The sequence below is a fragment of the Comamonas testosteroni genome (genome assembly GCF_000761245.1).
Lineage (GTDB): Bacteria > Pseudomonadota > Gammaproteobacteria > Burkholderiales > Burkholderiaceae_C > Comamonas > Comamonas testosteroni_C.
The window spans coordinates 15,646-41,237 of sequence record NZ_AWOR01000068.1 but is presented as its reverse complement, the minus strand read 5'-3'; the positions used below and the strand labels follow the sequence as shown (position 1 = coordinate 41,237).

The following is a 25,592-nucleotide window of genomic DNA, read 5'->3' as shown; positions in this document are numbered from 1 at the left end:
AGAGTCCACTTGCATTGACTTTGCTAAGTGCTTGTAAAGGAAAGATATTTTCAGAATAAGGCTTTTCTTTTTCTCTCTAAGTGCTTGATTTCATTGCAAATAATTGTTCATTCGGGTTTGGATTCACCTTAAATTGCTGATACAGTGCAAAAAAGTGCAATTAAGTGGTGAAAGCTGCCCTCGTGCCCATTTTTGGGGAACGAGCGGCTCCAGATGACCGGAGTAACTTGCCGTGTTTCAAGGGGCGTCTTCGCTGAATCTCGATGGAAAGGGGCGGCTCTCAGTGCCGACCCGGCATCGTGACGCCCTTTTGTCCTTGGCTGAGGGGCAGGTCACTTTCACCAAGCATCCCGATGGCTGTCTGTTGCTGTTTCCGCGCCCAGAGTGGCTGCAGTTTCGCGAACGTGTCGCGCAACTGCCGATCACGGCTCAGTGGTGGAAGCGGATTTTTCTGGGCAATGCCATGGATGCGGAGATGGATGCAACCGGTCGGCTGCTGATTTCGCCCGAGTTGCGTGAAGCCACAGGTCTGACCAAAGAGGTCTTGATGCTGGGCATGGGGGCGCATTTCGAGGTCTGGGACAAGGCCACTTATGAAGTGCGCGAAGCGGAAGCGCGCCAGCAACCGATGCCGGCAGCTTTCCAGGATTTTGTTTTGTAGGAAGTGCTTGTGAATCAGCCGTTGCAACATATCACCGTCTTGCTGGAAGAGGCCGTGGACGCCCTGCTGGGTGGTGCCGCAGAGCCGCCCGCCGGCCAGTGGGTCGATGCGACGTTCGGTCGAGGTGGTCATTCCCGGCTCATATTGCAAAGGCTGGGGCCGGACGGGAGCCTGATCGCGTTCGACAAAGACCCGGACGCAATTGCTGAGGCGGCGCGCATCACCGATGCGCGTTTTTCGATTCGGCATGAAGGATTTCGCCATCTGGGCGAACTGCCCGAAGGCAGTGTGCAGGGCGTGTTGATGGACCTGGGGGTGAGCTCGCCCCAGATCGACAACCCGGACCGGGGCTTCAGTTTTCGCTTTGACGGCCCCCTCGACATGCGCATGGACACCACGCGTGGTCAGAGCGTGGCCGAGTGGCTCGAAGATGCGGAAGTGCAGCAGATTGCGGAGGTGATACGTGACTACGGCGAAGAACGGTTTGCTGGCCCCATTGCAAAGGCGATTGTTGCTCGGCGCGAAAGCCAGGGCCCATTACGCACCACTGCCGAGCTGGCCCAACTCGTGGCTGGCGCGGTCAAGACCCGCGAGGCTGGGCAGAACCCGGCAACACGGACCTTCCAGGCTCTTCGGATTTTCATCAATGCCGAACTTCAGGAGCTTGAGCAAGCGCTAGAAGCGAGTCTGCGCGTGCTGGCCCCCGGCGGCCGTCTGGCCGTGATCAGCTTCCACTCGCTGGAAGATCGCATCGTCAAGCAGTTCATTGCCAAGCATTCCAAGGAGGTCTACGACCGCCGTGCACCGTTTGCGCCTCCCACGCCCATGCGTCTGAAGGCGCTGGAGCGCATCAAGCCCAGTGCTGCCGAGGTAGCTGTCAATCCCCGTTCGCGTTCCGCCGTGATGCGCGTCGCCGAGCGCACCGAGGTGCCTGCATGATGTATCGCCATGCCGCTCCGAGCATGGTTGCAGGAGGGCTGCCATGCTGCGCATAAACCTGCTGCTGCTGCTGGCGGTCATGGCCAGTGCCATCTTTCTGGTGCATACCCAGTATGAGTCGCGTCGCCTGTTCACCGAACTGGACCGCGCCGAGGCAGAGGCACGTCGGCTGGCGACGGATCAACTGCGCCTGCAGGTGGAAAAGCGTGCCCAGGCCACGCCTCAGCGCATCGAGACAGTGGCGCGAGAAAAGCTGCAGATGAAGCAGGCTTCTCAGGCAATTACGCAGTACGTGCATGAAACGGCTGCAGGAACTGCGCAATGACACGCAGCGTGCTCTATACCACCAGCCCTTTGCTGGCCTCGAAAACACCGCTGTGGCGCAGCAAGTTCATCGTGGCTGCGCTGGCGCTGGGCTTTGTGGGCCTGGGCGCGCGTGCGGCCTATGTGCAGGTCTTCGGCAACGACTTCTTCAAGCGCCAGGGTCTGGTGCGCTTTGCGCGTACCCTGGAGCTGCCGGCCAATCGGGGCCGTTTGCTGGATCGCAATGGCCTGATTCTTGCGTCCAGCGTGCCGGCGGCCAGTATCTGGGCTATTCCCGAGGACGTGGATCTGAAGGATCCTGAAGTCCAGCAAAAGCTCAAGGAGGTGGCACGCCTCATGGACATGCCGCTGCGCTCCCTGATGGAGAAGCTGGATGTCGAGGACAAGACCTTTGTCTGGGTAAAGCGTCAGCTGGACTGGGATGTGGGCCAGAAGATCGTGGCGCTCAATATCAAGGGCATCTACAACCGCAAGGAATACAAGCGCCAGTATCCCGAAGGGGAGTCTGCGGCGCATATCGTGGGCTTCACCAATGTGGAAGACCATGGTCAGGAAGGCATGGAGCTGGCGTTCGACAAGGAACTGGCCGGCAAGGCTGGCTCGCGCCGTGTGATCAAGGATCGTCTGGGCCGCGTGGTGGAGGGCGTGGGCGATGAAGTGCCGCCTCAGGACGGTCAGGATATTCAGTTGTCCATTGACAGCAAGGTCCAGTACTACGCCTACCAGAAACTCAAGCAGCAGGTCGAGACCTTCAAGGCCAAGGCAGGCAGCGTGGTGGTCATGGATGCACACACCGGCGAATTGCTGGCCCTGGCGAACTATCCCAGCTATGACCCGGGTCACCGCAAGAACCTGACAGGCGAGCAGCTGCGCAATCGCGCGCTGACCGACACCTTCGAGCCCGGCTCGACCATGAAGCCCATCACCGTTGCCACGGCGCTGGAGCTCAAGCGTGTCAAGCCGAGCACCATCATCGATACCGCACCCGGCCGTTATACGGTGACGGGCTCCACCATCACCGACACGCACAACTACGGTGCGCTGACGGTGGAGGGCGTGATCCAGAAGTCCAGCAACGTGGGCGCGACCAAGGTGGCGCAAAAGCTCTCGCCTCAGGAAATGTGGGAGTACTTCAGTGCGCTGGGCTTCGGCCAGAAGCCGCAGATCCAGTTTCCTGGCGCGGTCTCGGGTCGTCTGCGTGCCTGGAAGACCTGGAAGCCCATCGAGCAGGCCACCATGTCCTATGGCTATGGCCTGTCGGCCTCGCTGTTCCAGATGGCGCGTTCCTACACCGTGTTTTCCAACGACGGCAATGTCATTCCCTCGACGATTCTGAAAACAAACGAGCCTCCCGTGGGCGTGCGTGTGATCTCCAAGGAAAACGCCGAGGCGGTGCTGCACATGCTGCGCCTGGCTGCCGGCCCTGGCGGTACCGGCCAGAAGGCCCAGGCCGAGGGTTACACCATTGGCGGCAAGTCGGGCACTGCCCGCAAGCAGGTGGGCAAGAGCTATGCCGCGGGCAAGTACCGTGCCTGGTTCACAGGCATTGCTCCCATCGACAAGCCGCGCATCATCGTGGCCGTGATGGTGGACGAGCCTACGGCAGGGTCCTACTACGGTGGCACGGTGGCCGGCCCGGTGTTTGCGGACGTGGTCCAGCAGACATTGCGTTTCATGGGCGTTCAGCCCGACAAGGAAGTCAAGCCTCAGATCGTGGCTGCACCCGCTGAGGAGCCTGTGCTATGAGCACCCCCATTCCAATTCTGAACAATGCAGCCGAGGCCGTTGCCTGGCTGCGCAGCCGCGTGCAGGGTGATCTGCAGACCGATAGTCGCAAGGTCAAGGCAGGCGATGCCTTTGTCGCCTGGCCTGGAGCAGCTACTGACGGCCGAGCCTATGTGGGCAAGGCTCTGGAGCAGGGCGCCGCTGCTGTGCTGGTGGAGGCCGACGGCCTGCAGACCTTCGATCTGAGCGGTGACCGTATTGCGGCTCTCAAGGGTCTGAAGGCCGCGACGGGACTGATTGCCGATCAATGGTTTGCACATCCCAGTGGCGAGCTCGACGTACTGGCCGTGACCGGCACCAATGGCAAGACCACCACAGCCTGGTGGCTGGCCCATGCGCTGGCCAAGGTGACGCGGAACGCGCGCACTGGCTGTGCGCTGGTGGGCACCCTGGGCGTGGGCGTACCGCCTGCGCTGGAGTCGACGGGCATGACCACGCCGGACCCGGTGCTTCTGCAGCGCGCGTTCCGCAGCTATGCCGACCAGGGCCTCGCCGCCTGCGCCATTGAGGCATCGTCCATCGGCATCGCCGAGCACCGTCTTGATGGCAGCAAGATTCGCGTGGCTCTGTTCACCAATTTCACGCAGGATCACCTGGACTACCACGGCAGCATGGATGCCTACTGGCAGGCCAAGGCCCAGCTGTTCGACTGGCCCGGCTTGCCGGCGGCCGTGGTCAATATCGATGACGCACACGGCGCCAGGCTCTGGGCCAGGCTGCAGGGCCGTGCGATGGATGTCTGGAGTGTTTCCATTCAAGGACCGGCGCGCCTGCAGGCCAAGGACATCGGACTGGGCGACGAAGGCCTGAGCTTTACCGTGCTGGAAGCCGGTCACAGCCTGCGCATGAACACGCGTCTGGTCGGTCAGTACAACGTTTCCAATCTGCTGGGGGTGTTGGCCGCCTTGCGCTGCCTGGGGCTGACGCTGGAGCAGGCCGTGCAGGCCTGCGCCCATCTGGAGCCAGTACCCGGTCGCATGCAGCAGATCGTCAAGCCCGGCCTGCCTTTGGTGGCCGTGGACTATGCCCATACCCCCGATGCGCTGGAGAAGGCCTTGCGCGCCCTGCAGCCTGCAGCGCGCCAGCGCCAGGGCAAGCTGTGGTGCGTGTTTGGCTGCGGCGGTGACAGGGACAACAGCAAGCGCCCGCTGATGGGACGGGCCGCACAGGCGAATGCCGACGGCGTGTTCGTCACCAGCGACAACCCGCGCAGTGAAGTGCCCGAAAGCATCATCGACCAGATTCTGGTCGGCATGCAGGCGGGCGAGGCATTGCATGTTCAGGCCGACCGCGCGGCGGCCATTGCCCAAGCCATTGCCCGTGCCGATGCGCGCGACGTGGTGCTGATTGCCGGCAAGGGACATGAGGACTATCAGGAGACGATGGGCGTGCGCCATCCGTTCTCCGACATGGCTGAGGCGCACAAGGCGCTTGCAGCCCGCGAAGGAAAGATTCGGTCATGATGACCCTGGCAAAAGCGCTGGAGCTGATCCAGACGCATATCCCACAAGCCCGCCTGGTCGGCAACGGCCAGCTGGAGCTGGCACGCGTGCACACCGATACGCGCACGTTGCAGAACGGGGACTTGTTCGTGGCCCTGAAGGGCGAGCGTTTTGACGCCCATGATTTTCTGCCTCAGGCGCAGGCCGCCGGTGCTGTGGCGGCCATTGCCAGCCATGGGCTGGAAGCTGCAGGCATGGCCGGTATCGAAGTGCCGGATACGCTGCTGGCATTGGGCGCGCTGGCGCGGGCCTGGCGTGCACAGTTCGATCTACCCTTGATTGCCGTGACCGGCAGCAATGGCAAGACTACGGTCACGCAGATGATCGCATCCATCCTGCGCGCGCACGTGGGCGGGCAGGGCGAGGCAGCGCTGGCTACACGCGGCAATTTCAACAACTCCATCGGCATGCCGCTGAACCTGCTGCGCATGACGGGCGCGCATCGCATTGCAGTGCTGGAGATGGGCATGAACCACCCCGGCGAGATTGCCGAGCTGGCCGCCATCGGCCAGCCCACGGTGGCCCTGGTCAACAACGCCCAGCGTGAACACCAGGAGTTCATGGGCACGGTGGAAGCCGTGGCGCGTGAAAACGGTTCGGTGCTGCGCTTTGTGCCCAAGGACGGCGTGGCCATCTTCCCTGCCGGCGATACGTACACGTCGCTGTGGACGGAGCTGGCCGCCGGTCGCCCCAGTCTGATGTTTGGCGAGGCCGCTGATGGGGCTCAGGTTTTTGCCAGCGATGTGGTCTGGGCCAACGGAGCCTGGAGTTTTGCGCTGAACACCCCGCAAGGCGTGGCAGCCGTGCAGCTGCATATTGCTGGCCGCCACAATGTGCGCAACGCACTGGCCGCGGCTGCCTGTGCCCATGCCGCAGGTGTGCCTTTGCTTGCCATTGCACAAGGACTCTCGGGCTTCGAGCCCGTGACCGGCCGCTCGCGCGCGCTGGCCGTGCAGATCAAGGGTCAAGGCGTCACGGTGGTCGACGACACCTATAACGCCAATCCCGATTCCGTGGCAGCTGCCATTGCGGTGCTAGCCGAGCTGCCCGCACCGCAGTTGCTGGTGCTGGGCGACATGGGGGAAGTAGGCGATAACGGCCCGCAGTTCCATGCCGAGGCCGGCGCGCTGGCGCAGCAGGCAGGTATTGCCCATTTCTTTGCTCTGGGTGAGCAGAGCGCGTTTGCTGCCTCTGCCTTTGGCAGTGGTGCTCAGTATTTTGATAGCATGGCCGCCCTTCAGCAGGCGGTGTGCGCAGTTTTACCCAAGGTGGGTAGCGTTTTGGTCAAGGGTTCGCGGTTCATGAAGATGGAGCAAGTGGTGCAGAGCATTGAGGCCTGTGCAGACAAGAAGCAGGGCAACTGCGAGGAGGCCGCATGCTGCTGATGCTGGCTCAATGGCTGCAGGGTATCTCGCCGGAATTCGGTTTTCTGCGCGTCTTCCAGTACCTGACGCTGCGTGCCGTGCTGGCCGCCGTCACCGCCTTGCTGATCGGTCTGATCGTCGGCCCCAGGGCGATTCGCATGCTGACCGCACTCAAGATCGGTCAGCCCGTGCGCGGCTACGGCATGGAGACCCATCTGGTCAAGAGCGGCACGCCCACCATGGGCGGCGTGCTGATTCTGTTCTCGATTGCCGTCTCCACCTTGCTGTGGTTTGACCTATCCAACCGCTTTGTCTGGATCGTGCTGCTGGTCACGCTGGGCTTCGGTGCGATTGGCTGGGTGGACGACTGGCGCAAGGTCGTCAATAAGGACCCCGAGGGCATGCGCTCGGGCGAGAAGTATTTCTGGCAGTCCGTCATCGGTCTGCTGGCGGCCCTGTATCTGGTGTTCTGCATCTCGGAGAACAGCAATGCCGAGGTCTTCGCGCTGTTCGTCTCCTGGGTGCAGTCGGGCTTTTCCATGGATCTGCCGCCCAAGGCCGGCCTGATGGTGCCCTTCTTCAAGGAAGTCAGCTACCCGCTGGGTGTGCTGGGCTTCATCGTCATGACCTATTTGGTCATCGTGGGCGCCAGCAATGCCGTGAACCTGACCGACGGCCTCGACGGCCTGGCCATCATGCCCGTCATCATGGTGGGCACGGCGCTGGGCATCTTCGCCTATGTGACCGGCAACGCCACCTATGCGCGCTATCTGCTGTTTCCCAGCATTCCCGGCACGGGCGAGCTGATGGTGTTCTGCGGCGCCATGGCGGGTGCAGGTCTGGCTTTTCTCTGGTTCAACGCACATCCCGCCCAGGTCTTCATGGGCGATGTGGGCGCGCTGGCGCTGGGCGCCGCTCTGGGCACGATTGCCGTGATCGTGCGCCAGGAAATCGTGCTGGCCGTGATGGGCGGCATCTTTGTGGCGGAAGCCATCTCGGTGATGCTGCAGGTGACTTACTTCAAGTACACCAAGAAACGCTATGGCGAGGGCCGCCGTCTGCTGAAGATGGCGCCGCTGCACCACCACTTTGAGAAGAGCGGCTGGAAGGAGACTCAGGTCGTGATCCGCTTCTGGATCATCACCATGCTGCTGTGCCTGCTGGGCCTGTCCACCCTGAAGCTGAGGTAATCGCCATGCAAGACGAAGACCTCAAGCTCGACGACCAGCTTCTGCAGCCGGAAGCGGAATCGGAATCGGAATCGGAATCGGAATCGGATGCTATGCAAATGCAAGCGCATTCCGCTGATCTGCAAAGCATTTCAGATGAGAATATGTCTGAAGTTATTCAGGAGCAAGCGCAAAGTGCTCCTGAAATAGAAGCGACTGTCATCATCGCCAAGACGCTGGATGCCGAGCCGGTGCCCGATATCTCCACCTTGACGGCAGCCAGGGACGCGGCCGCCTTTGTGGCACAAATCTTTGCCGACCCCAGCATCTCCGATGCGGCCGATGCCGAAGTGACTGCGGCCGAGCCGCAGCCCGAAGCCGAGCCGCAGGAGGCGGTGGAGCTGCCGCCTGTCCCCGTGCATTGGCCGCAGGGCGCGGCCCAGCATCTGCAGGGTCAGCGTGTGCTGATTCTGGGTCTGGGCATCTCGGGCATTGCCATGGCCCGCTGGTGCGTGCGTGCCGGTGCCGAGGTCACCGTGGCAGATACGCGTGAAGCCCCGCCCTATCTGGCTGCGCTGCAGACCGAGCTGCCCGGCGTGCGCTTTGTCGCAGGCGAGTTCACGGCGGCTCTGGTCGACGGCCAGAGCCTGAGCTCTGTCTATCGCTCCCCGGGTCTGAGCCCGGCCAGCGTGGCGCCGGTCTTCAATGCCGCGCGCAGCATCGGCCTGCCCACGGGTGGCGAACTCGATCTGTTTGCCTTTGCGCTAAAGGGCCTGCGCGAAGCCCATGGCTATGCGCCCAAGGTGCTGGGCATCACCGGCACCAATGGCAAGACCACGGTCACCTCGCTGACCGGTCAGCTGCTGGAGCATGGCGGAATGAGCGTGGGCGTGGCCGGCAATATCGGCCCCACGCTGCTCGACACCCTGTCCGGGCGCATCGATGCCGAGACCCTGCCCCAGGCCTGGGTGCTCGAGCTGTCCAGCTTTCAGCTCGACGACTGCCGCGGCTTCGAGCCCACCGCAGCCACGGTGCTCAATATCACCCAGGACCATCTGGACTGGCATGGCGGCATGCAGGCCTATGCCGATGCCAAGGCCCATGTCTTTGGCGAGCAGGCTCTGATGGTGCTCAACCGGGAAGACCCCGTCGTCATGGCCATGCTGCCCGCGCCCGTGGCGGTGCCCGGCAAGCGTGGCAAGACTTTCCAGCGTGCCCATGTCACCTTTGGCGGCGACATGCCGCGCCGCCCCGGAGACTTTGGTCTGGAGGTGGTCAACGGCATGACCTGGCTGGTGCGCGCCCATGAGGCTGACGAAACCAGCAAGGGCAAGAACGTCGACGATCTGCACATCGTGCGCCTGATGCCCGCCGATGCGCTGCGCATCCGCGGCCGCCACAACGCCATCAATGCGCTGTCGGCCCTGGCGCTGGCGACCGGTGCGGGATGCACGCTGGCACCGCTTCTATACGGTCTGCGCGAATACCGGGGCGAGCCGCATCGCGTGCAGCCCGTGGGCCGGGTGGGCGATGTCGAATACTTTGACGACAGCAAGGGCACGAATGTGGGCGCCACCGTGGCCGCCCTCATGGGCCTGGGGCCTGACCACCGCATCGTGGTGATCCTGGGCGGACTGGGCAAGGGCCAGGACTTCACTCCGCTGGCCGCGCCCGTCTCGCGCTATGTGCGCGCGGCCGTGCTGATCGGCCAGGATGCGTCGCAGATTCGCGAGGCACTGAGCGACACCGGCGTGAGCCTGGTCGATGCTGCCAGCATGCAGGACGCCGTGCAGCAGGCCGCGCGCCTGGCCCATGCCAATGATGCGGTGCTGCTCTCGCCCGCTTGCGCGAGCATGGACATGTTCAAGGACTATGCGGACCGCGCCCACCAGTTTGTGGAAGCGGTGCGCGAGCTGGCGCTTGAAGCAGGCCAGCAACTGGAGGACGGCGCATGACAGCCGCCTTCCTGACCAGCCTCTCCGGCCGCATGCGCTCGTGGTTCCGCACGGTCGGGGACAAGCCCATCGACGTGCTGCCGGTGCGCGTGGGCGGGCCCATGTACGACCGCCCGACCCGCACGCCTGCCAGCGTCCTGGGACTGGACCAGGCTCTGATCTGGGTCGTCATCGCCTTGCTGTCCTGGAGTCTGGTCATGGTGTATTCGGCATCGATTGCGATGCCCGACAACCCGCGCTTCGGCAAGATCGAGCCCTATCACTTTCTGCTGCGCCACACCATGTCGATAGGCATGGCCTTTGTAGCTGCGCTGCTGGCCTTCCAGGTGCCCATGAATGTCTGGGAGAAGGTGGCGCGCAAGCTGTTTCTGATCTCCATCGTGTTGCTGGTGGCGGTGCTGATCCCGCATGTGGGCACGGTGGTCAACGGCGCGCGTCGCTGGCTGTCGCTGGGCATCATGAACTTCCAGCCTTCCGAGCTGGCCAAGTTCTCCATCCTGATCTACGCGGCCGACTACATGGTACGCAAGATGGAGGTCAAGGAGCGCTTCTTCCGTGCCGTGCTGCCCATGGGCCTGGCCGTGGTCGTGGTGGGCGTGCTGCTGCTGGCCGAGCCTGACATGGGGGCCTTCATGGTGATCGTCGTGATCTCCATGGGCATTCTGTTCCTGGGTGGCGTGAACGCGCGCATGTTCTTCATCATCGCCCTGCTGGTGGTGCTGGCCTTCAGCATGATCATCGCCACCTCGGAGTGGCGCCGTGAACGTATTTTTGCCTACCTCGATCCCTGGGATGAGAAGCATGCGCTGGGCAAGGGCTACCAGCTCTCGCATGCGCTGATTGCCATCGGGCGGGGCGAGATCTTTGGCGTGGGCCTGGGCCGCAGCGTGGAAAAGCTGCACTGGCTGCCTGAGGCGCATACCGACTTTCTGCTGGCCGTGATCGGCGAAGAATTTGGTCTGGTCGGCCTGCTGCTGATTGCTGCCGTCTTCTTCTGGTTGACCCGCCGCATCATGCTGATCGGCCGTCAGGCCATCGCGCTGGACCGTGTCTTTGCCGGGCTGGTGGCCGAGGGCGTGGCGATCTGGATGGGCTTCCAGGCCTTTATCAACATGGGTGTGAATCTGGGCGCCTTGCCAACCAAAGGCCTGACTCTTCCGTTAATGAGCTTTGGCGGTTCGGCCATTTTGATGAATTTGATTGCGATAGCTGTGGTGCTCAGAGTCGATTACGAAAACAAGCTGCTGATGAAGGGGGGCCACGCATGAGCCGTCTCATCAAGCCAAACAAGCCACGCACGGCACTGGTGATGGCCGGTGGTACCGGCGGTCATATCTTCCCCGGTCTGGCCGTGGCACAGGAGCTGCGCTCGCGCGGCTGGAATGTGCACTGGCTGGGCGCGCCCAGCTCCATGGAGTCGCGCATCGTGCCGCCTCAGGGCTTTGCACTGGAGCTGATCGAATTTGGCGGCGTGCGCGGCAAGGGACTCAAGACCCTGGTGCAACTGCCGTTCAGGCTGGCGAAGGCCTTCTCGCAGGCGCGTGCCGTGATGAAGCGCGTGCAGCCCGATGTGGTCATCGGCCTGGGCGGTTACCTCACCGTCCCCGGTGGCCTGATGGCCGCGGCGTCGGGCGTGCCCGTGGTGCTGCACGAGCAGAACTCCGTGGCCGGCATGGCCAACAAGGTTGTGGCCAAGGTGGCCAAGCGCGTGTTCACGGCTTTCCCCAGGGTGTTTGCCAAGGGTGAATGGGTGGGCAATCCGCTGCGTCAGGCTTTCCTGGAGCAGGCCGTGCCCGCCCAGCGCTTTGCCGGCCGCAGCGGCCCGCTCAAGTTGCTGGTGGTGGGCGGCAGTCTGGGAGCCAGGGCGCTCAATGAGATCGTGCCCCAGGCTCTGGCCCTGATACCCGCCGAGCAACGCCCCGTGGTGCTGCACCAAAGCGGCACGACCCAGATCGATGCGCTGCGCGCCAACTATCAGGCGGCAGGCGTACAGGCCGAGCTGACCCCCTTCATCGATGACACGGCCAAGGCCTTTGCCGATGCCGATCTCATCGTCTGCCGTGCCGGTGCCAGCACCGTGACCGAGATTGCCGCCGTGGGCGCAGCAGCGGTCTATGTACCGTTTCCGGCGGCGGTGGATGACCACCAGACCTCCAATGCCCGCTTCCTGGTGGATGCCGGTGGCGGCTGGTTACAGCCACAAAGTACTTTGAGCGCCCAAGGGTTGGCGGAAATGCTACAAAATATGCAGCGTGCGACGCTGTTGGAGCGCGCTGAACTCGCGAAGAAAATGCAAAAGACTGATGCCACCGCGAAGGTGGTCGCCGCTTGTGAGGAGTTGGCAGCATGAAACACGCCATTCATCACATTCACTTTGTCGGTATTGGCGGCGCCGGCATGAGCGGTATTGCAGAGGTTCTGCACAACCTGGGTTACGCCATTTCAGGCTCGGATCTGGCTGACAGCGCCACGCTGCGCCGCCTGGCGGGCCTGGGCATCAAGACCTTTGTCGGTCACGCGGCCGAGAACGTTGTTGGCAGCGATGCCGTGGTGACATCCACGGCCGTGCAGGGCGACAACCCCGAGGTCATGGCTGCGCGCGAGAAAAAGATTCCTGTGGTTCCTCGTGCACTGATGCTCGCCGAGCTGATGCGTTTCAAGCAGGGCATCGCCATTGCCGGCGCGCATGGCAAGACCACCACCACCAGCCTGGTGACCAGTGTGCTGGCCGAGGCCGGACTGGACCCCACCTTCGTGATCGGCGGCAAGCTCAACAGCGCCGGCGCGAATGCCAAGCTGGGTCAGGGCGACTACATCGTGGTCGAGGCTGACGAGTCCGATGCCTCCTTCCTGAACCTGCTGCCTGTGATGGCCGTCGTCACCAATATCGACGCCGATCACATGGAAACCTACGGCCATGACTTTGGCCGTCTCAAGCAGGCCTTTGTCGACTTCCTGCATCGCATGCCGTTTTACGGGCGCGCCATTCTTTGCGTCGACAGCCCTGCCGTGCGCGAGATCCTGCCAAAGCTGGCGCGTCCGGTCACGACCTACGGCTTTGCCGATGATGCCCAGGTGCGCGCCGTGAACGTGCGTGCCGAAGCCGGTCGCATGCGCTTTACCGTGCGGCGCCAAAACGGTCAGAGCTACCCGGATCTGGAAGTCGTGCTGAGCCTGCCCGGCGAGCACAACGTGCTCAACGCCCTGTCTGCCGTGGCGGTGGCCATGGAACTCGAGATTTCCGACGAGGCGCTGCTGCGCGCCTTGGAAGGCTTCAAGGGCGTGGGGCGGCGCTTCCAGCGCTATGGCGAACTGCCGGCTGCCAATGGTGGCACTTTCACCGTCATCGACGACTACGGTCATCACCCCGTGGAAATGGCTGCCACGCTGGCTGCGGCACGCGGTGCCTTTCCGGGGCAGCGCCTGGTGCTGGCCTTCCAGCCGCATCGCTACAGCCGCACACGCGACTGCTTCGAGGACTTTGTGAAGGTCATCGGCAGCGCCGACTCGGTGCTGCTGGCCGAGGTCTATGCCGCGGGCGAGACCCCCATCGTGGCTGCCGACGGTCGATCCCTGGCTCGCGCTTTGCGCGTGGCCGGCAAGGTCGAGCCTGTATTTGTGGAAAACATTGCCGATATGCCGGCAGCCATCGCTACCAATGCGCAAGCGGGCGATGTATTGCTGTGCATGGGTGCCGGGTCGATTGGCGCCGTGCCTGGGAAACTGGTTGAAATGCTTCAGAAACAAGAGCTGGCTGCGCCCACAGGGAGCGCGCAATGAGCATGTTTGGTACAAATATCGATGTGAAGGCACTGGGCAAGGTCGCAGTGCTCATGGGTGGTCGCTCGTCCGAGCGCGAGGTCTCGCTGATGTCCGGCGCTGGCGTGCTGGCCGCATTGCTGTCCAAGGGTGTCGATGCCCACAAGTTCGACCCTGCCGAGCAGGGGCTGGACCAGCTCAAGGTACAAGGCTTTGACCGCTGCTTCATAGCGCTGCATGGCCGCTACGGCGAGGACGGCACGGTGCAGGGCACGCTGGAGTTGCTGGACATCCCCTATACGGGTTCGGGCGTGATGGCTTCCAGCATCGCCATGGACAAGATCATGACCAAGCGCATCTGGCGCTTTGAAGGCCTGCCCACGCCGGACTGGCGCATGGTCGATTCGGCCGAAGCCACTCGTGATGCATTGCAGGCCCTGGGCGCTCCCATGATCGTCAAGCCCGCACGCGACGGCTCCAGCATTGGCCTGACCAAGGTGATGAATGCCGACGAATGCGCCAAGGCCTACGAGCTGGCGGCCCAGTACGACGCAGAAGTGCTGTGCGAGCAGTTCATTGCCGGTGACGAGACCACCTGCCCCGTGCTGGGCACGGGAGCCAAGGCCGCAGCGCTGCCGGTGATCCGAATCGTTGCGCCCGAAGGCAACTACGACTACCAGAACAAGTACTTCACAGATACCACGCAGTACCACTGCCCTAGCGGCCTGCCGGCTGCCGAGGAGGCCGAGATCCAGCGCATTGTGGAGAAAGCCTTCCGCACCCTGGGCTGCCGTGGCTGGGCGCGTGCCGACATCATGATTCGCGCCAGCGACCGCAAGCCTTTCTTGCTGGAGATCAATACCTCTCCGGGCATGACGGGGCATTCTCTCGTCCCCATGGCTGCGCGCGCCTCCGGCGTGAGCTACGAAAACCTGTGCCTTGGCATTCTGGCCATGAGCACGCTGGATGGAGAAGCGGAGCAGCCATGAACCGCAACCAGCCCACAGCCGTCGTCCCGTTCGACGTCAAGCTCATGAACATCACTGCCACGGTGATGTTCATGGGCTGCTTGACGGCGTGCGTGATGGCCGTGGGTTGGTGGTTGATGCGAACTCCGGCCTTCAATATCGGCCGCATCGTGGTGGAAGGCGAGTTGGTGCATAACAACGCCGTGACGCTGCGTGCCAATGTGGCGCCAGTGCTCAAAGGCAACTTCTTCACGGTGGACCTGAAGGCGGCTCAGCACGCATTCGAGCAAGTGCCCTGGGTGCAGGAGGCGCAGGTGCGCCGCGAATATCCGAACGGCTTGCGCGTTGCGCTCAAGGAGCATGTGGCCGAGGCCTTCTGGGGGGCTGAGACCAGTACCGGTCTGGTCAACAAGGCCGGCGAAGTGTTTGAAGCCAATCTGGGCGAGCTGGACCGCGAAGGTCTGCCGCGTCTGCAAGGCCCCGAGGGTTCGGCCCCGCGTGTTCTGCAGATGTATCGAGCACTGGAGCCGGCCTTGAAGCCGCTCGATGTGGCACTGGACAGCCTGACTCTGGATGCGCGTGGCAGCTGGACGCTGGTGCTGGACAACGATGCGCTGCTGGAACTTGGCGGCGGCACGGCCGAAGACATATTGCAGCGCGTGCAGCGCTTTGTGCGCACGCTGCCTCAGATCACCTCTCAATACAAGCGCTCGGCTGCGGCTCTGGAGTCTGCAGACTTGCGTTACGAAGACGGCTATGCCTTGCGACTCAAGGGCGTGACCACTGGAACCTCCGCGCCGGCAACTGCTGCCAGGGCCAGACGATGAGCGGGAGCAGGGGAGCAGACATGCAAGGCGCACACAAAGACAAGACAGAACCTACCGGGGGCGGAAGCTGATATGGCAAGAGAATACAAGGATGTGATTGTTGGGCTGGATATCGGCACGGCCAAGGTCATGGCGGTGGTGGCCGAGGTCATGTCCAATGGCGAGCTCAAGCTGGCAGGTCTGGGCGTAGCCCCCAGCAATGGCTTGAAGCGCGGCGTGGTCGTGAACATCGATGCGACCGTGCAAAGCATCCAGCAGGCGCTCAAAGAGGCCGAGCTGATGGCGGATTGCAAGATTCAGCGAGTGTGCACCGGCATTACGGGCAGTCATATCCGCGGTCTGAATTCCAGCGGCATGGTGGCCATAAAGGACAAGGAAGTCTCGTCCACCGATATGGCCCGCGTGATGGAAACCGCCAAGGCCATCAATATTTCGTCCGACCAGCGTCTGCTGCTGGTCGAGGCGCAGGAGTTCGTCATCGACGGCCACGAGGTGCGCGAGCCCATCGGCATGAGCGGCATTCGCCTTGAAGCCAAGATCCATATCGTGACCGGCGCCCAGAGCGCGGCCGAGAACATCATCAAATGCGTGCGCCGCTGCGGCCTGGAAGTCGAGCAGCTGCTGCTCAACCCGCTGGCATCGGCCCAGGCCGTGCTGACCGACGACGAGCGCGAGCTGGGCGTGGCTGTGGTGGATATCGGCGCGGGCGCGACCGATGTGGCCATCTTCACCGGTGGTGCGATTCGCCACACGGCCGTGATCCCGATCGCCGGTGACCTGATCACCAGCGACATCGCCATGGCCCTGCGCACTCCCACCAAGGATGCCGAGGACATCAAGGTCGAGAGCGGCTACGCCAAGCAACTGTTGGCCGACCCCGATGCCCAGGTCGAAGTGCCTGGTCTGGGCGACCGCAGCCCGCGCATGATCAGCAAGCAGGCCCTGGCCGGCGTGATCGAGCCCCGCGTGGAGGAGATCTTCTCGCTGGTGCAGCAGGTCATCCGCGAGTCGGGCTACGAAGAAGTGCTGTCCTCGGGCATCGTGCTCACGGGCGGCAGCGCCGTCATGCCCGGAATGATCGAGCTGGGCGAGGACATCTTCCTCAAGCCCGTGCGCCGCGGTCTTCCCAAATATTCCGGTGCGCTGGCCGACATGGTCGCCCAGCCCCGTGCAGCCACCGTGATGGGCCTGCTCGATGAAGCACGTCTGGCACGTCTGCGTGGCTACAAGGTGGCCCAGAAGAGCGGCTCCATGAAGACCGCTTTCGGCCGGTTCAAAGACTTCATCGTGGGGAACTTCTGATATGAGCATTTATCGCATGTTCATCACCGGACCACCACAGATGGATTTTTCGCGGTATCGACGACGAAGACCGCGAAGACTTCAAGAGTTCGAAATTTCTTTTCCACAGCAGCGACAAACCACCACTAGAGAACAGGAGCACCACCATGCCTATCGACATGATTGAAACCGAAGAATTCAACCAAGGCACGCAGATCAAGGTGATCGGCGTCGGCGGCGGCGGCGGCAACGCCGTCGACCACATGATTGAACGCAGCGTTCAGGGCGTCGAATTCATTACGGCCAATACCGATGCTCAAGCTCTGTTGCGCAGCCGCGCCCACCGCACCATCCATCTGGGTGGCAGCGGCCTGGGGGCCGGCAGCAAGCCCGACAAGGGCCGCGATGCTGCGGAAGCTGCTGTGGAAGATATTCGCGCTGCCATCGAAGGCGCGCACATGCTCTTCATTACGGCAGGCATGGGTGGTGGTACGGGTACCGGTGCATCGCCTGTGATCGCACGAGTGGCCAAGGAGATGGGCATTCTGACGGTGGGTGTGGTGACCAAGCCTTTCGAGTGGGAAGGCGGTCGCCGCATGCAAAACGCTGACTCCGGCCTGGCCGAGCTGGAAGCGAATGTGGACTCGCTGATCGTTGTGCTCAACGAAAAGCTGCTCGATGTGCTGGGTGACGATATCTCCCAGGACGAGGCGTTTGCCCATGCCAACGATGTTCTGAAGAACGCCGTGGGCGGCATTGCCGAAATCATCAACGAGTACGGCCATGTGAACGTCGACTTCGAAGACGTGCGCACCGTGATGGGCGAGCCCGGCAAGGCCATGATGGGCACGGCCAAGGCAGCCGGTCCTGACCGTGCCCGCATCGCCGCCGAGCAGGCCGTGGCCTGCCCGCTGCTGGAAGGTATCGATCTGTCCGGCGCCAAGGGCGTGCTGGTGCTGGTGACGGCCGCCAAGGGCAGCCTGAAGCTGTCCGAGTCGCGTCTGGCCATGTCCACCATCAACGCCTACGCGTCTCCCGATGCGCATGTGATCTATGGCGCCGCATACGATGACTCGCTGGGCGACGAGATCCGCGTGACCGTGGTGGCCACCGGCCTGTCGCGTCCCAATGTGCGTCGCCAGAACATCCAGGTGGTGCAGGGCGGTCTGCGTACCGGTACCGACAACGTGGCCGTGGGCCTGCCTCCCCTGGGCGGCATGGAATACGGCACGGCCAACACCAATGTGCCCAGCGTCTGGCGCACCAACCGCACCCAGGCTTCGGAGCGTGTGAGCGCGCTGGCCTCTGGCGGCATGGACGATGTGGAGATCCCGGCCTTCCTGCGCAAGCAGGCTGACTGATAGTCCGATACCCCCTGAGCGGCTGCGCCGCTTCCCCCTCTCTCGCTTCGCAGGAGGGGGACGACGCCATCGCTGCGGGGCGTCCCTCGCTCGGCATCTCTGAGCTGGTGATCGTCAGTATTTGAGAGGTCAGCCGCAAAGGCCTTTGGTTCGTTAAGGGCTGAAGACCCATCAGTTCGCTGTATCGCAGCGATTAAGACAACCCTGGGTCGGCGTAAGCCGGCTCGGGGTTGTCCCATTTAAAATACCAGCATGCTTCAGCAACGTACCATCAAGACCATTTCCCGTGCCGTAGGCGTGGGCCTGCACAGCGGCCAGCGTGTCGAGTTGACGCTGCGCCCTGCCCAGCCTGATACCGGCATCGTGTTTCGTCGCGTGGACTTGCCCGAGCCTGTGGATATCCCCATTTCCGCCGAGGCAGTGACCGATACGCGCATGGCCTCGACCATCGGCAGCGGCGGTGCCAAGGTGCATACGGTAGAGCACCTGATGTCGGCCATCGCCGGTCTGGGAATCGACAACCTCTATGTGGACATCACTGCCGAAGAAGTGCCGATTCTCGATGGTTCCTCGTCCTCGTTCGTTTTTCTGCTGCAAAGCGCCGGCATCGAGTTGCAGAAGGCTCCCAAGCGCTTCATCCGCATCAAGAGCCCGATCGAGGTGCGTGAAGGTGAAGGCCAGAACCTCAAGTGGGCGCGCTTCGATCCCTACCATGGCTTCAAGCTGCGCTTCGAGATCGACTTCGCTCACCCCGCGGTGGACTCCACGGGGCAGTGCGTGGAGTTCGACATGGGCCTGGACAACTACACACGCGATATCGCCCGCGCGCGCACCTTCGGCTTCACCAAGGATGTGGAAATGCTGCGCAACAACGGCCTGGCACTGGGCGGCGGGCTGGACAACGCCATCGTCATGGACGACTACAAGGTCCTGAACAGCGACGGCCTGCGCTATGACGACGAGTTTGCCAAGCACAAGATCCTTGATGCGATCGGCGACCTGTATCTGATCGGCAAGCCCATTCTCGGTGCCTACAGCGCCTTTCGCTCGGGTCACGGCCTCAACAACAAGCTGCTGCGCGCCATGATCGCTCAGCCCGAGACCTGGGAGCTCGTGACCTTTGAGAGCGAGCGCCAGGCTCCCCAGGGCTTTGCCATGCCTGCCCAGGCCTGGTGAGCGAGACCTCCATGCTGATCTTTCGCTGGCTGGCCACCTTGCTGATTCTGGCTTCGGCACTGAGCTTTGCCTTCTACCTGGGAACCGGCAAGGCGCACTACAAGCGCCTGGGCTTATTGCTGTTCAAGTGGACGGTGATCGCCGCTCTGGCCTTTTTTGCCGTGATGTTTGTCGGGCGCATCATCTGAGAGCTAATGAATATTGATAGCGGCTTGCCAAATCCGGCTCGGCGCTTCATGGGTATCCGTTCTGTAAACAGCGCGCAAAAAGTGGTAAATCGGCAGTTGCTCACTTCTTGCGGTGCCGAAATTGGGTAAAGATGGACCTGCTGCGGCCGCCATGACCGACCGCACACCTTGTTGACCGAAACGACTCGACAAAGGAGTACCCATGTCCCGTTTGACTACCCGCATTCTTTCTGCCTCCATTGCCGCATGCCTGGGTCTGGGCAGTCTGGCCGTCCAGGCGCAGCCCGGCCCGCCGCCCGGTCGCGGCAATGGGCATGGAGCCCAGGACATGCGCCATGGCGGTCGCCATGACGATCGCGGCCGGCATGACCAGCGCTATGACAGGCGCGACGACCGACGTGCCGATCGCCATGACCACGGCCGCCGCGGCGGTGGTCCCGATCACAACTGGTACAAGGGCAGTCGCGTACCGCCGCAATACCGCAGCCAGCACTATGTGGTGAATGACTGGCGGGGCCACCGTCTGTCTGCGCCACCGCGCGGCTATCACTGGATTCAGAACGGCGGCGACTATCTGCTGGTGGCCATCGCCACCGGCGTGATCGCTTCCATGGTGCTGAGCGCCTATTAAGCAAAGCACACCATCAAAAAAGCCGTGGCATGTCACGGCTTTTTTGTATCGGGCAGAGCTTTGAGACGGTGTGCTCGCCAACTCGGAGGAAGCGAGCAAAAACCATCCTGCGGCGCAACTGCCGACCCCTTGCGAAGAGAGAAGGGGAAGCCGCGAAGCGGCTCGGGGCGAGCTCAATAGACCCGTCCGCCCCGGTACATGGCATGTTGCTTGCGGCGCAGATCGGTGGACTTGGCCATCAGCCCCATGGCGGCAGCAGCATGGGCATGGGTGATGGCCAGTCCCAGCGCGTCGGCGGCATCGGTGCCGGGCAGGCCGGGCAGTTGCAGCAGCCGTTTGACCATTTCCTGAATCTGGCTCTTGGCTGCGCGACCATGGCCGACCACGGCTTTTTTCATCTGCAGGGCGGTGTATTCGGAAACCGCGAGATTGGCGTTGACCAGGGCCGTCAGCGCCGCGCCGCGTGCCTGGCCCAGCAGCAGTGTGGACTGCGGGTTGACGTTGACGAAGACGATTTCCACGGAGGCTACCTCAGGCTGGTAGCGGGCAGCGACCTCGGAGATACCGTCAAACAGCACCTTGAGACGGCCCGGCAGGTCGCCGAGTTCCATCTTGTTGGTGCGTATGGTGCCGCTGGCCACATAGGACAGGCGCTGGCCTTCCATGTCGATGACGCCAAAGCCCGTGGTCTGCAGGCCGGGGTCGATTCCTAGAATTCGCATGGCTGTCGATTATCCACGTACACAACCTTCACGCGCCATGCAGGTGGCAGCAAGCAAGAGCCGCTTCGCGGCGATGCTGCCGTCCCCCTCGGGGTAAGGCGCGGGGCCGCTCAGGCGAAGCGCCTCAGGGAGGGGTCACCATCGGTATATAGCGAGCAACCGTGCGACTGCGCTGAGCCAGATAGCGCGATTGCGGCATTTTCTCGAAGCGCTTGGGTGCTGGAAGCATGGCGGCAAGTCGTGCTGCCTCAGCCGCATTGAGTTGGGCGGCACTCTTGCGGAAGTAATGCCGGGCGGCGGCCTCGGCGCCGAACACGCCCTGCCCCCATTCCACATTGTTGAGGTAGATCTCCAGAATGCGCTGCTTGCTCAGCATCAGCTCCAGCAATTGCGCCAGCACCAGCTCCTGCCCCTTGCGCAGAAAATTGCGTTCGCCCGACAGCAGCAGGTTCTTGGCCAGCTGCTGGGTGATGGTGGAGCCGCCATAGACCTTGGCTGGCTTGCTGTTGCTTCCGGCTTTTTCTGCCTGCATGGCCCTGGCCTCGGCTTGTGCGTTGCGCTGCCAGGCCCTCTGGACGGCATCCCATTCAACGCCGTGGTGGTCCATGAAGCCGGCATCTTCGGAGGCAATCACCGCGCGCTTGAGATTGCTGGAGATCTGGCCGTAGTCCACCCATTGCTGGCGCCAGCGCAGGCCCTCGCTGCTGTGTGCAAGCTGCCAGGCTTCGGAGCGCTGATAGCTGGTGGACTCTGGATCCAGCCAGGTCATGACTGCGATGCGTGCTACAAAAAACAATTGCAGCAGCAGGATGGCGCAAAGCACCAGCAACAGCAGTCGGCCAAGAGCTTTCATCGTGGGGCGGGGCTTTAGTGAGCGGCTTCAGCGTGCAGCAGAGCGCGCAGCTCGGCCAAGACTTGTGCAGAGGGCGGACGCATGCCGCGCCAAAGCGCAAAGGACTCGGCGGCCTGCTCCACCAGCATACCCAGGCCATCACGCGCCAGTGCGCCATGGCTGCTGGCCCAGTTCAGAAAATTCTGGGCGGCAGGGCCATACATCATGTCGTAGGCCAGACTGCGTGCGTGCAGCACGCTGGCGGGTGCGGGCACGTCAGCGCCGGCCAGGCTGCTGGCCGTGGCGTTGATGATGATGTCGAAGTTCTGGGTCAAATCGGTCTCAAGCACTTGTCTTTCAAGTGCTATCAGCTCTACTTTATGTAGTGCGGCAATGGCCGCGTGCTGCTCAATCAGCGCCACGGCCTTGGCCTGTGTGCGGTTGGTGACGACGATGCGGTGCGGCTGCTGCTCGATCAGCGAACCAAGTGCTCCGGCTGCTGCGCCACCCGCACCCAGCAGCAGCACATCGCGCCCGGCGATGGGCACGCCGGCATTGCGGGTGATGTCGGCCACGATGCCCAGGCCATCGGTGTTATCTGCATGAATGCCGTTGGCGCTGAATACCAGAGTGTTGGCGGCACCTGCCAGGCGCACGCGCTCGCTGGCGCTGCTGGCCAGCTCGGCCGCCTGCAGCTTGAAGGGAACGGTCACATTGCAGCCCTTGCCGCCACGCGCGGCAAAGTCGCGCACAAAGTCGGCAAAGCCATCCAGTGGTACCAGGGCGCGGTCGTAGCTGAGGGGCTGGCCGGTCAGCTCGGCAAAGCGGGCATGAATCCAGGGCGAGCGGCTATGGGCAACGGGGTTGCCGATGACGCAGTAGGCATCAAGCGTATTTGTCATAGAAGGCTGAAAGAAATTGCTAAACAGAGTTGGGTGCGCGCTGGGGTAGTGGCCGGCGAGATCGGCGCGGCCTAAGCCAAGGCAGCCGCGCAAGGGCCGTCCCGCCGCGCTGGCTGCGTTCCCCGCCTGCAAGCGAAGCGATGCGAGAGGGGGGGAAGACGCCGAAGGCGGCACAGGGGGTCACCTTATGTCTGTTTCCAGTGTCTGCTCGCGCGTGAACCTGAAGCGCGAGACGACGGCAATCTGATCGGCCCTGGTACGCATGGCCGGGCCGAAGTGGCCGTAGGGGCCTGCGGCCCGGGCGATGGCCTCGGCACGGGTATCGAGCATGCGGTTGCCCGAGCCCTGCACGATCTCGGTAGAGAGCACGCGGCCGTCATGATTCACAGTCAGGATCATGACCAACTCGCCATACAGCTTCTTGCCCTTGTTCTCGGGGAAATTTTCCGTGCCCTTGTCCTCCACCTTGCGGCGCAGCGCATCGTAGTAGACCGCATACACGGCCTCCTTGGTGGCGGGGCTGATATAGCGCTTCTTTGGGCGGGCGTTTTCTGCGTTGATGCGCTTTTCAATCTCGGCCAGCAGCTTGATGAGCTGCAGGCGCTTTTCTTCCTGGGCCTCCAGTGCCTTGTTGTCGGCGCTCAGGCGCGGGTCTATGGGGGGCAGCGCGGCCACTTGCTGGCGCAGCTGGGTCAGCAACTGGTTTTGCTGCTCCTGCATGGCATCAAGCTGACGCTGTTTTTCCTCGAAATCATCGCCCACCGTCGTCAGGGCCGAGTAGGGCATGGGACTGGTGGAGCGGCCCTGGTCGGCATCGCCGCCGCCGGCCAGCGAGGTCTGGGCAATGGCCTGGGCCTTGTCCGGCGTCTCGTTGGCGCGGGCGTTGACCAGAATCACTTCCAGCGGCGTGTCCTGAAAAACGCGCTCAAAGCGTTCCGGGTCCACGAAACGGATGGTCAGCAACACGGCATGGACGGCGATGGACACGCCCAGCGCCAGCTGCAGCGTACTCAGTCGTCGAAGAGAGGTGGGCAGTTTCACGGCAGCGTCAGGGCGATGAGGAGTGGAGGTCAGGACTTTGGCTGGTCTGCAGCGGGATCGGCGTCGTTCATGTCCACTGCAATGGAGATGGGGCCGGCCACGGTGTCGTCATCGTCCTCGCCGCTATCCTCACCTTCGCTCTCGGCTTCGGCTCCTGCATCCAGGCGCTCGATCAGCGTGCCCGAGACGTCCAGTGAGATCTCGTCGATCTCGCCCAGCCTGACGCGCACATGGGCGCCGCGCGGCAGGTTCTGCGCACCCAGCACGGGCAGCACCAGTGGCAGATTGTCGGCGCGCACCAGGAAGGATCCGTTGGGGCCTTCCTTGAAGACGCTGGCCGTCAGCTCGCTGATGCCGTTTTGCTCCAGATACTTGAGCGTCCAGAAACGCTCCATGCCGGCTTGATAGCCGTTGTAGGCGCTGTAGGCGCCGTCAAAGCTGCTGATGATGCCGAACAGCTCGGCATCCTTGGGCTTGAAGGGCGCTGCCAGTGCGGCCGTCTTGCCGTGGCGGGCGCAGGCAATGATCTGCCACTGATTGACCAGATCCACATAGCGGCGCAGCGGGGAGGTGGCCCAGGAGTAGGCCTTCACGCCGATGCCGGCGTGCGGCAGGGCCTTGGTGCTCATGCGCACCTTGACGCCGGGTGCCAGGCTGGCCTGGCTGCGGTAGATGCCGGGCACACCGTGCTCGGCCAGCATCAGTCCCCAGGTGCTGTTGGCCACGATGGCGGCCTCGGCCACGATCAGGTCCAGCGGCGCGCCGCGCTTGCGCACGGTGATCTGCACCTGCTCGCTGCCGTTGGGCTCGGCGCCGTCGTTGCCGACGAGACGGAAGTTGTAGTCCGGGCGGTTGAAGTTCTCGGGCTTGCCGCGCACCACTTCGCGGTTGGCCTTGAGGAACTTGGACCAGCGCTGCAAGAAGGTGAGCTCCTTGCGCTTTCCCAGCAATGAATCAGGCGTATTTTCAACCTCGATTGAGGAGTCGCTCAGCCATTGCTCGGTGACGATGTGATCGAGCTTGTCGTAGCGGAAGTTGACTTCCACGGGCACGCGCTCGAGACGGGTTTCGCTGGAGATGGTTTCCAGCGTCTCCTCGTTGATCTGCACATACAGCGAAACGGCGGGGTTGGAGCGGCCCTCGTCCAGCGTATAGATATGCACCACGTCGTCGGGCAGCATGGTGATCTTGTAGCCGGGCATGTAGACGGTGGACAGGCGGGCGCGGCCCAGCTTGTCCAGCTCGCCGCCGGGCGTGATGGCCAGACCGGGAGCTGCAATGTGGATGCCCACGGTGACGGTGCCTGTACCCAGGCCGGTGACGGACAGCGCATCGTCGATTTCGGTGGTGGCCGAGTCGTCGATGGAAAAAGCCTTTACATCGGCCACGGGCAGGTCGGCCGGTGGCTGGGGAGCCTGCACGGAGGGGAAGCCTGTGCCCTTGGGGAAGTTGTCGAACAGGAAGCGCTTCCAGTGGAACTGGTAGGACGAGTCGATAGCGCCTGCGCGGTGCAGCAGCTCCAGCGGGGCCAGCTTGGTGGCGCGGCTGGCATCGACCACGGCCTTGTATTCGGGGGCGTTCTTGTCAGGCTTGAACAGAATCTTGTAGAGCTGTTCGCGGATCGCCTGCGGGCACTCGCCGCGGCCCAACTCTTCGGCCCAGGCGTCGATCTGTGCCTGAATCTGTTTTTTCTTCTCGATGGCGGCAAGGGCTTGCTGCAGGATTTCTGCAGGGGCCTTCTTGAAGCGGCCCTTGCCCGCACGACGGAAATAGTGCGGTGCGTCGTACAGGCAGAACAGCGCACCGGCCTGCTGGGCCAGCGTCGCGGATTCGGAAAAATAGTCACGCGCCAGGTCGGCAAAGCCGAACTCTTCCTCGGGCGCAAATTCCCAGGCTAGATCCAGATCGATCTCGGCGGCCTGGGCCTGGCCCTGGGCGATCAACTCGGCAGGAGCCGGCTTCTCGAACTTGAGCAGGATATTGGCGGCCTTGACCTTGACCCGCTTGCCCGAGTCCAGCTCGACTTGGGCAGAGGATTCGGCTTCGGAGAGGATGCGCCCGGCCAGAAATTTGCCGGCTTCTTCAAACAGTGCGTGCATAACCGCGCATTTTCCCACGAGCCGAACATTCGGCGCTCAGAAGTGATTCAGTTCATGCTTGAGATCGGTCAATATCAGACGCGGCCCCGCGCAGTCAGGGCAGGGA

General features: G+C 62.9%; 23 protein-coding genes. 18 read left to right on the top strand and 5 right to left on the bottom strand.

All coding sequences use genetic code 11. From position 1 onward, the window contains the following. Positions 1–232 precede the first annotated feature (232 nt). The 18 genes from mraZ to P353_RS19075 all read left to right on the top strand — a co-directional run bounded on the left by mraZ (position 233) and on the right by P353_RS19075 (position 19,890). Positions 233–661, top strand: coding sequence for a division/cell wall cluster transcriptional repressor MraZ (gene mraZ, locus P353_RS19160; RefSeq protein ID WP_034373141.1), 429 nt, complete (start codon positions 233–235; stop codon positions 659–661). 9 nt (positions 662–670) lie between these two features. Next, positions 671–1,600, top strand: coding sequence for a 16S rRNA (cytosine(1402)-N(4))-methyltransferase RsmH (gene rsmH, locus P353_RS19155; protein WP_034373139.1), 930 nt, complete (start codon positions 671–673; stop codon positions 1,598–1,600). Between the two features lie 43 nt (positions 1,601–1,643). Next, positions 1,644–1,925, top strand: coding sequence for a cell division protein FtsL (gene ftsL, locus P353_RS19150; protein WP_034373136.1), 282 nt, complete (start codon positions 1,644–1,646; stop codon positions 1,923–1,925). Beyond that, entirely contained in the window at positions 1,922–3,670 is a 1,749-nt protein-coding gene (locus P353_RS19145; protein ID WP_034373133.1) for a peptidoglycan D,D-transpeptidase FtsI family protein, read from the top strand. The genes ftsL and P353_RS19145 overlap by 4 nt, the downstream gene beginning before the upstream one ends. Next, a complete protein-coding gene (locus P353_RS19140) occupies positions 3,667–5,172 on the top strand; it encodes a UDP-N-acetylmuramoyl-L-alanyl-D-glutamate--2,6-diaminopimelate ligase (RefSeq protein WP_034373126.1) in 1,506 nt (501 codons plus the stop codon). The genes P353_RS19145 and P353_RS19140 overlap by 4 nt, the downstream gene beginning before the upstream one ends. Next, on the top strand, positions 5,169–6,596 hold the full coding sequence (locus tag P353_RS19135) for a UDP-N-acetylmuramoyl-tripeptide--D-alanyl-D-alanine ligase (protein WP_034373124.1): 1,428 nt from the start codon (positions 5,169–5,171) through the stop codon (positions 6,594–6,596). Before P353_RS19140 ends, P353_RS19135 begins: the two co-directional genes overlap by 4 nt. After that, positions 6,587–7,765, top strand: coding sequence for a phospho-N-acetylmuramoyl-pentapeptide-transferase (mraY, locus tag P353_RS19130; RefSeq protein WP_003081135.1), 1,179 nt, complete (start codon positions 6,587–6,589; stop codon positions 7,763–7,765). The genes P353_RS19135 and mraY overlap by 10 nt, the downstream gene beginning before the upstream one ends. Positions 7,766–7,770: 5 nt before the next feature. Next, on the top strand, positions 7,771–9,699 hold the full coding sequence (gene murD / locus P353_RS19125; RefSeq protein ID WP_034373122.1) for a UDP-N-acetylmuramoyl-L-alanine--D-glutamate ligase: 1,929 nt from the start codon (positions 7,771–7,773) through the stop codon (positions 9,697–9,699). Next, on the top strand, positions 9,696–10,967 hold the full coding sequence (ftsW, locus tag P353_RS19120) for a putative lipid II flippase FtsW (RefSeq protein WP_034373115.1): 1,272 nt from the start codon (positions 9,696–9,698) through the stop codon (positions 10,965–10,967). Before murD ends, ftsW begins: the two co-directional genes overlap by 4 nt. Continuing rightward, positions 10,964–12,049: an undecaprenyldiphospho-muramoylpentapeptide beta-N-acetylglucosaminyltransferase gene (gene murG, locus P353_RS19115; RefSeq protein WP_034373110.1), complete on the top strand. Its 1,086-nt coding sequence runs from the start codon at positions 10,964–10,966 to the stop codon at positions 12,047–12,049. The genes ftsW and murG overlap by 4 nt, the downstream gene beginning before the upstream one ends. Next, positions 12,046–13,479 (top strand): UDP-N-acetylmuramate--L-alanine ligase, encoded by a 1,434-nt coding sequence (murC, locus tag P353_RS19110; RefSeq protein ID WP_034373108.1) that lies wholly within the window; start codon positions 12,046–12,048, stop codon positions 13,477–13,479. Before murG ends, murC begins: the two co-directional genes overlap by 4 nt. Continuing rightward, positions 13,476–14,447 (top strand): D-alanine--D-alanine ligase, encoded by a 972-nt coding sequence (locus P353_RS19105; RefSeq protein ID WP_034373106.1) that lies wholly within the window; start codon positions 13,476–13,478, stop codon positions 14,445–14,447. The genes murC and P353_RS19105 overlap by 4 nt, the downstream gene beginning before the upstream one ends. After that, positions 14,444–15,253 carry a cell division protein FtsQ/DivIB gene (locus P353_RS19100; RefSeq protein ID WP_034373103.1) on the top strand — a complete coding sequence of 270 codons (810 nt, stop codon included), beginning with the start codon at positions 14,444–14,446 and terminating at the stop codon, positions 15,251–15,253. The genes P353_RS19105 and P353_RS19100 overlap by 4 nt, the downstream gene beginning before the upstream one ends. A gap of 72 nt (positions 15,254–15,325) precedes the next feature. Continuing rightward, entirely contained in the window at positions 15,326–16,555 is a 1,230-nt protein-coding gene (ftsA, locus tag P353_RS19095; protein WP_003051293.1) for a cell division protein FtsA, read from the top strand. 146 nt (positions 16,556–16,701) lie between these two features. Next, positions 16,702–17,895 (top strand): cell division protein FtsZ, encoded by a 1,194-nt coding sequence (ftsZ, locus tag P353_RS19090; RefSeq protein ID WP_034373099.1) that lies wholly within the window; start codon positions 16,702–16,704, stop codon positions 17,893–17,895. Positions 17,896–18,147: 252 nt separating this feature from the next. Further along, on the top strand, positions 18,148–19,071 hold the full coding sequence (lpxC, locus tag P353_RS19085) for a UDP-3-O-acyl-N-acetylglucosamine deacetylase (protein WP_034373096.1): 924 nt from the start codon (positions 18,148–18,150) through the stop codon (positions 19,069–19,071). Between the two features lie 11 nt (positions 19,072–19,082). Next, complete coding sequence (locus tag P353_RS29630) at positions 19,083–19,259, top strand: hypothetical protein (RefSeq protein WP_198529103.1); 177 nt, start codon at positions 19,083–19,085, stop codon at positions 19,257–19,259. 202 nt (positions 19,260–19,461) lie between these two features. After that, a complete protein-coding gene (locus P353_RS19075; protein ID WP_034373089.1) occupies positions 19,462–19,890 on the top strand; it encodes an RcnB family protein in 429 nt (142 codons plus the stop codon). 173 nt (positions 19,891–20,063) lie between these two features. Here P353_RS19075 and ruvC read toward each other — a convergent pair whose 3' ends face one another. From ruvC to P353_RS19050, 5 genes are all read right to left on the bottom strand, one after another. Beyond that, positions 20,064–20,612: a crossover junction endodeoxyribonuclease RuvC gene (gene ruvC, locus P353_RS19070; protein WP_003081116.1), complete on the bottom strand. Its 549-nt coding sequence runs from the start codon at positions 20,610–20,612 to the stop codon at positions 20,064–20,066. A 124-nt stretch (positions 20,613–20,736) separates the two neighbouring features. Then, entirely contained in the window at positions 20,737–21,465 is a 729-nt protein-coding gene (gene mtgA / locus P353_RS19065) for a monofunctional biosynthetic peptidoglycan transglycosylase (protein WP_034373085.1), read from the bottom strand. A 14-nt stretch (positions 21,466–21,479) separates the two neighbouring features. After that, complete coding sequence (gene aroE / locus P353_RS19060; RefSeq protein ID WP_034373083.1) at positions 21,480–22,346, bottom strand: shikimate dehydrogenase; 867 nt, start codon at positions 22,344–22,346, stop codon at positions 21,480–21,482. Positions 22,347–22,526: 180 nt separating this feature from the next. Next, positions 22,527–23,387, bottom strand: a complete 861-nt coding sequence (locus tag P353_RS19055) for an energy transducer TonB (protein ID WP_034373080.1) — start codon at positions 23,385–23,387, stop codon at positions 22,527–22,529. Positions 23,388–23,416: 29 nt separating this feature from the next. Next, positions 23,417–25,486: a ribonuclease catalytic domain-containing protein gene (locus tag P353_RS19050; RefSeq protein ID WP_034373077.1), complete on the bottom strand. Its 2,070-nt coding sequence runs from the start codon at positions 25,484–25,486 to the stop codon at positions 23,417–23,419. Positions 25,487–25,592: the final 106 nt, after the last annotated feature.

Coding starts and splice junctions, on each gene's coding strand:
- murC (WP_034373108.1), top strand. CDS start 12,046: ATGAAACACGCCATTCATCACATTCACTTTGTCGGTATTGGCGGCGCC.
- P353_RS19100 (WP_034373103.1), top strand. CDS start 14,444: ATGAACCGCAACCAGCCCACAGCCGTCGTCCCGTTCGACGTCAAGCTC.
- ftsA (WP_003051293.1), top strand. CDS start 15,326: ATGGCAAGAGAATACAAGGATGTGATTGTTGGGCTGGATATCGGCACG.
- ftsZ (WP_034373099.1), top strand. CDS start 16,702: ATGCCTATCGACATGATTGAAACCGAAGAATTCAACCAAGGCACGCAG.
- aroE (WP_034373083.1), bottom strand. CDS start 22,346: ATGACAAATACGCTTGATGCCTACTGCGTCATCGGCAACCCCGTTGCC.
- murD (WP_034373122.1), top strand. CDS start 7,771: ATGCAAGACGAAGACCTCAAGCTCGACGACCAGCTTCTGCAGCCGGAA.
- murG (WP_034373110.1), top strand. CDS start 10,964: ATGAGCCGTCTCATCAAGCCAAACAAGCCACGCACGGCACTGGTGATG.
- mraY (WP_003081135.1), top strand. CDS start 6,587: ATGCTGCTGATGCTGGCTCAATGGCTGCAGGGTATCTCGCCGGAATTC.
- P353_RS29630 (WP_198529103.1), top strand. CDS start 19,083: ATGCTGATCTTTCGCTGGCTGGCCACCTTGCTGATTCTGGCTTCGGCA.
- P353_RS19075 (WP_034373089.1), top strand. CDS start 19,462: ATGTCCCGTTTGACTACCCGCATTCTTTCTGCCTCCATTGCCGCATGC.
- ftsL (WP_034373136.1), top strand. CDS start 1,644: ATGCTGCGCATAAACCTGCTGCTGCTGCTGGCGGTCATGGCCAGTGCC.
- P353_RS19105 (WP_034373106.1), top strand. CDS start 13,476: ATGAGCATGTTTGGTACAAATATCGATGTGAAGGCACTGGGCAAGGTC.
- lpxC (WP_034373096.1), top strand. CDS start 18,148: ATGCTTCAGCAACGTACCATCAAGACCATTTCCCGTGCCGTAGGCGTG.
- P353_RS19050 (WP_034373077.1), bottom strand. CDS start 25,486: ATGCACGCACTGTTTGAAGAAGCCGGCAAATTTCTGGCCGGGCGCATC.
- P353_RS19135 (WP_034373124.1), top strand. CDS start 5,169: ATGATGACCCTGGCAAAAGCGCTGGAGCTGATCCAGACGCATATCCCA.
- ruvC (WP_003081116.1), bottom strand. CDS start 20,612: ATGCGAATTCTAGGAATCGACCCCGGCCTGCAGACCACGGGCTTTGGC.
- mtgA (WP_034373085.1), bottom strand. CDS start 21,465: ATGAAAGCTCTTGGCCGACTGCTGTTGCTGGTGCTTTGCGCCATCCTG.
- P353_RS19140 (WP_034373126.1), top strand. CDS start 3,667: ATGAGCACCCCCATTCCAATTCTGAACAATGCAGCCGAGGCCGTTGCC.
- P353_RS19145 (WP_034373133.1), top strand. CDS start 1,922: ATGACACGCAGCGTGCTCTATACCACCAGCCCTTTGCTGGCCTCGAAA.
- ftsW (WP_034373115.1), top strand. CDS start 9,696: ATGACAGCCGCCTTCCTGACCAGCCTCTCCGGCCGCATGCGCTCGTGG.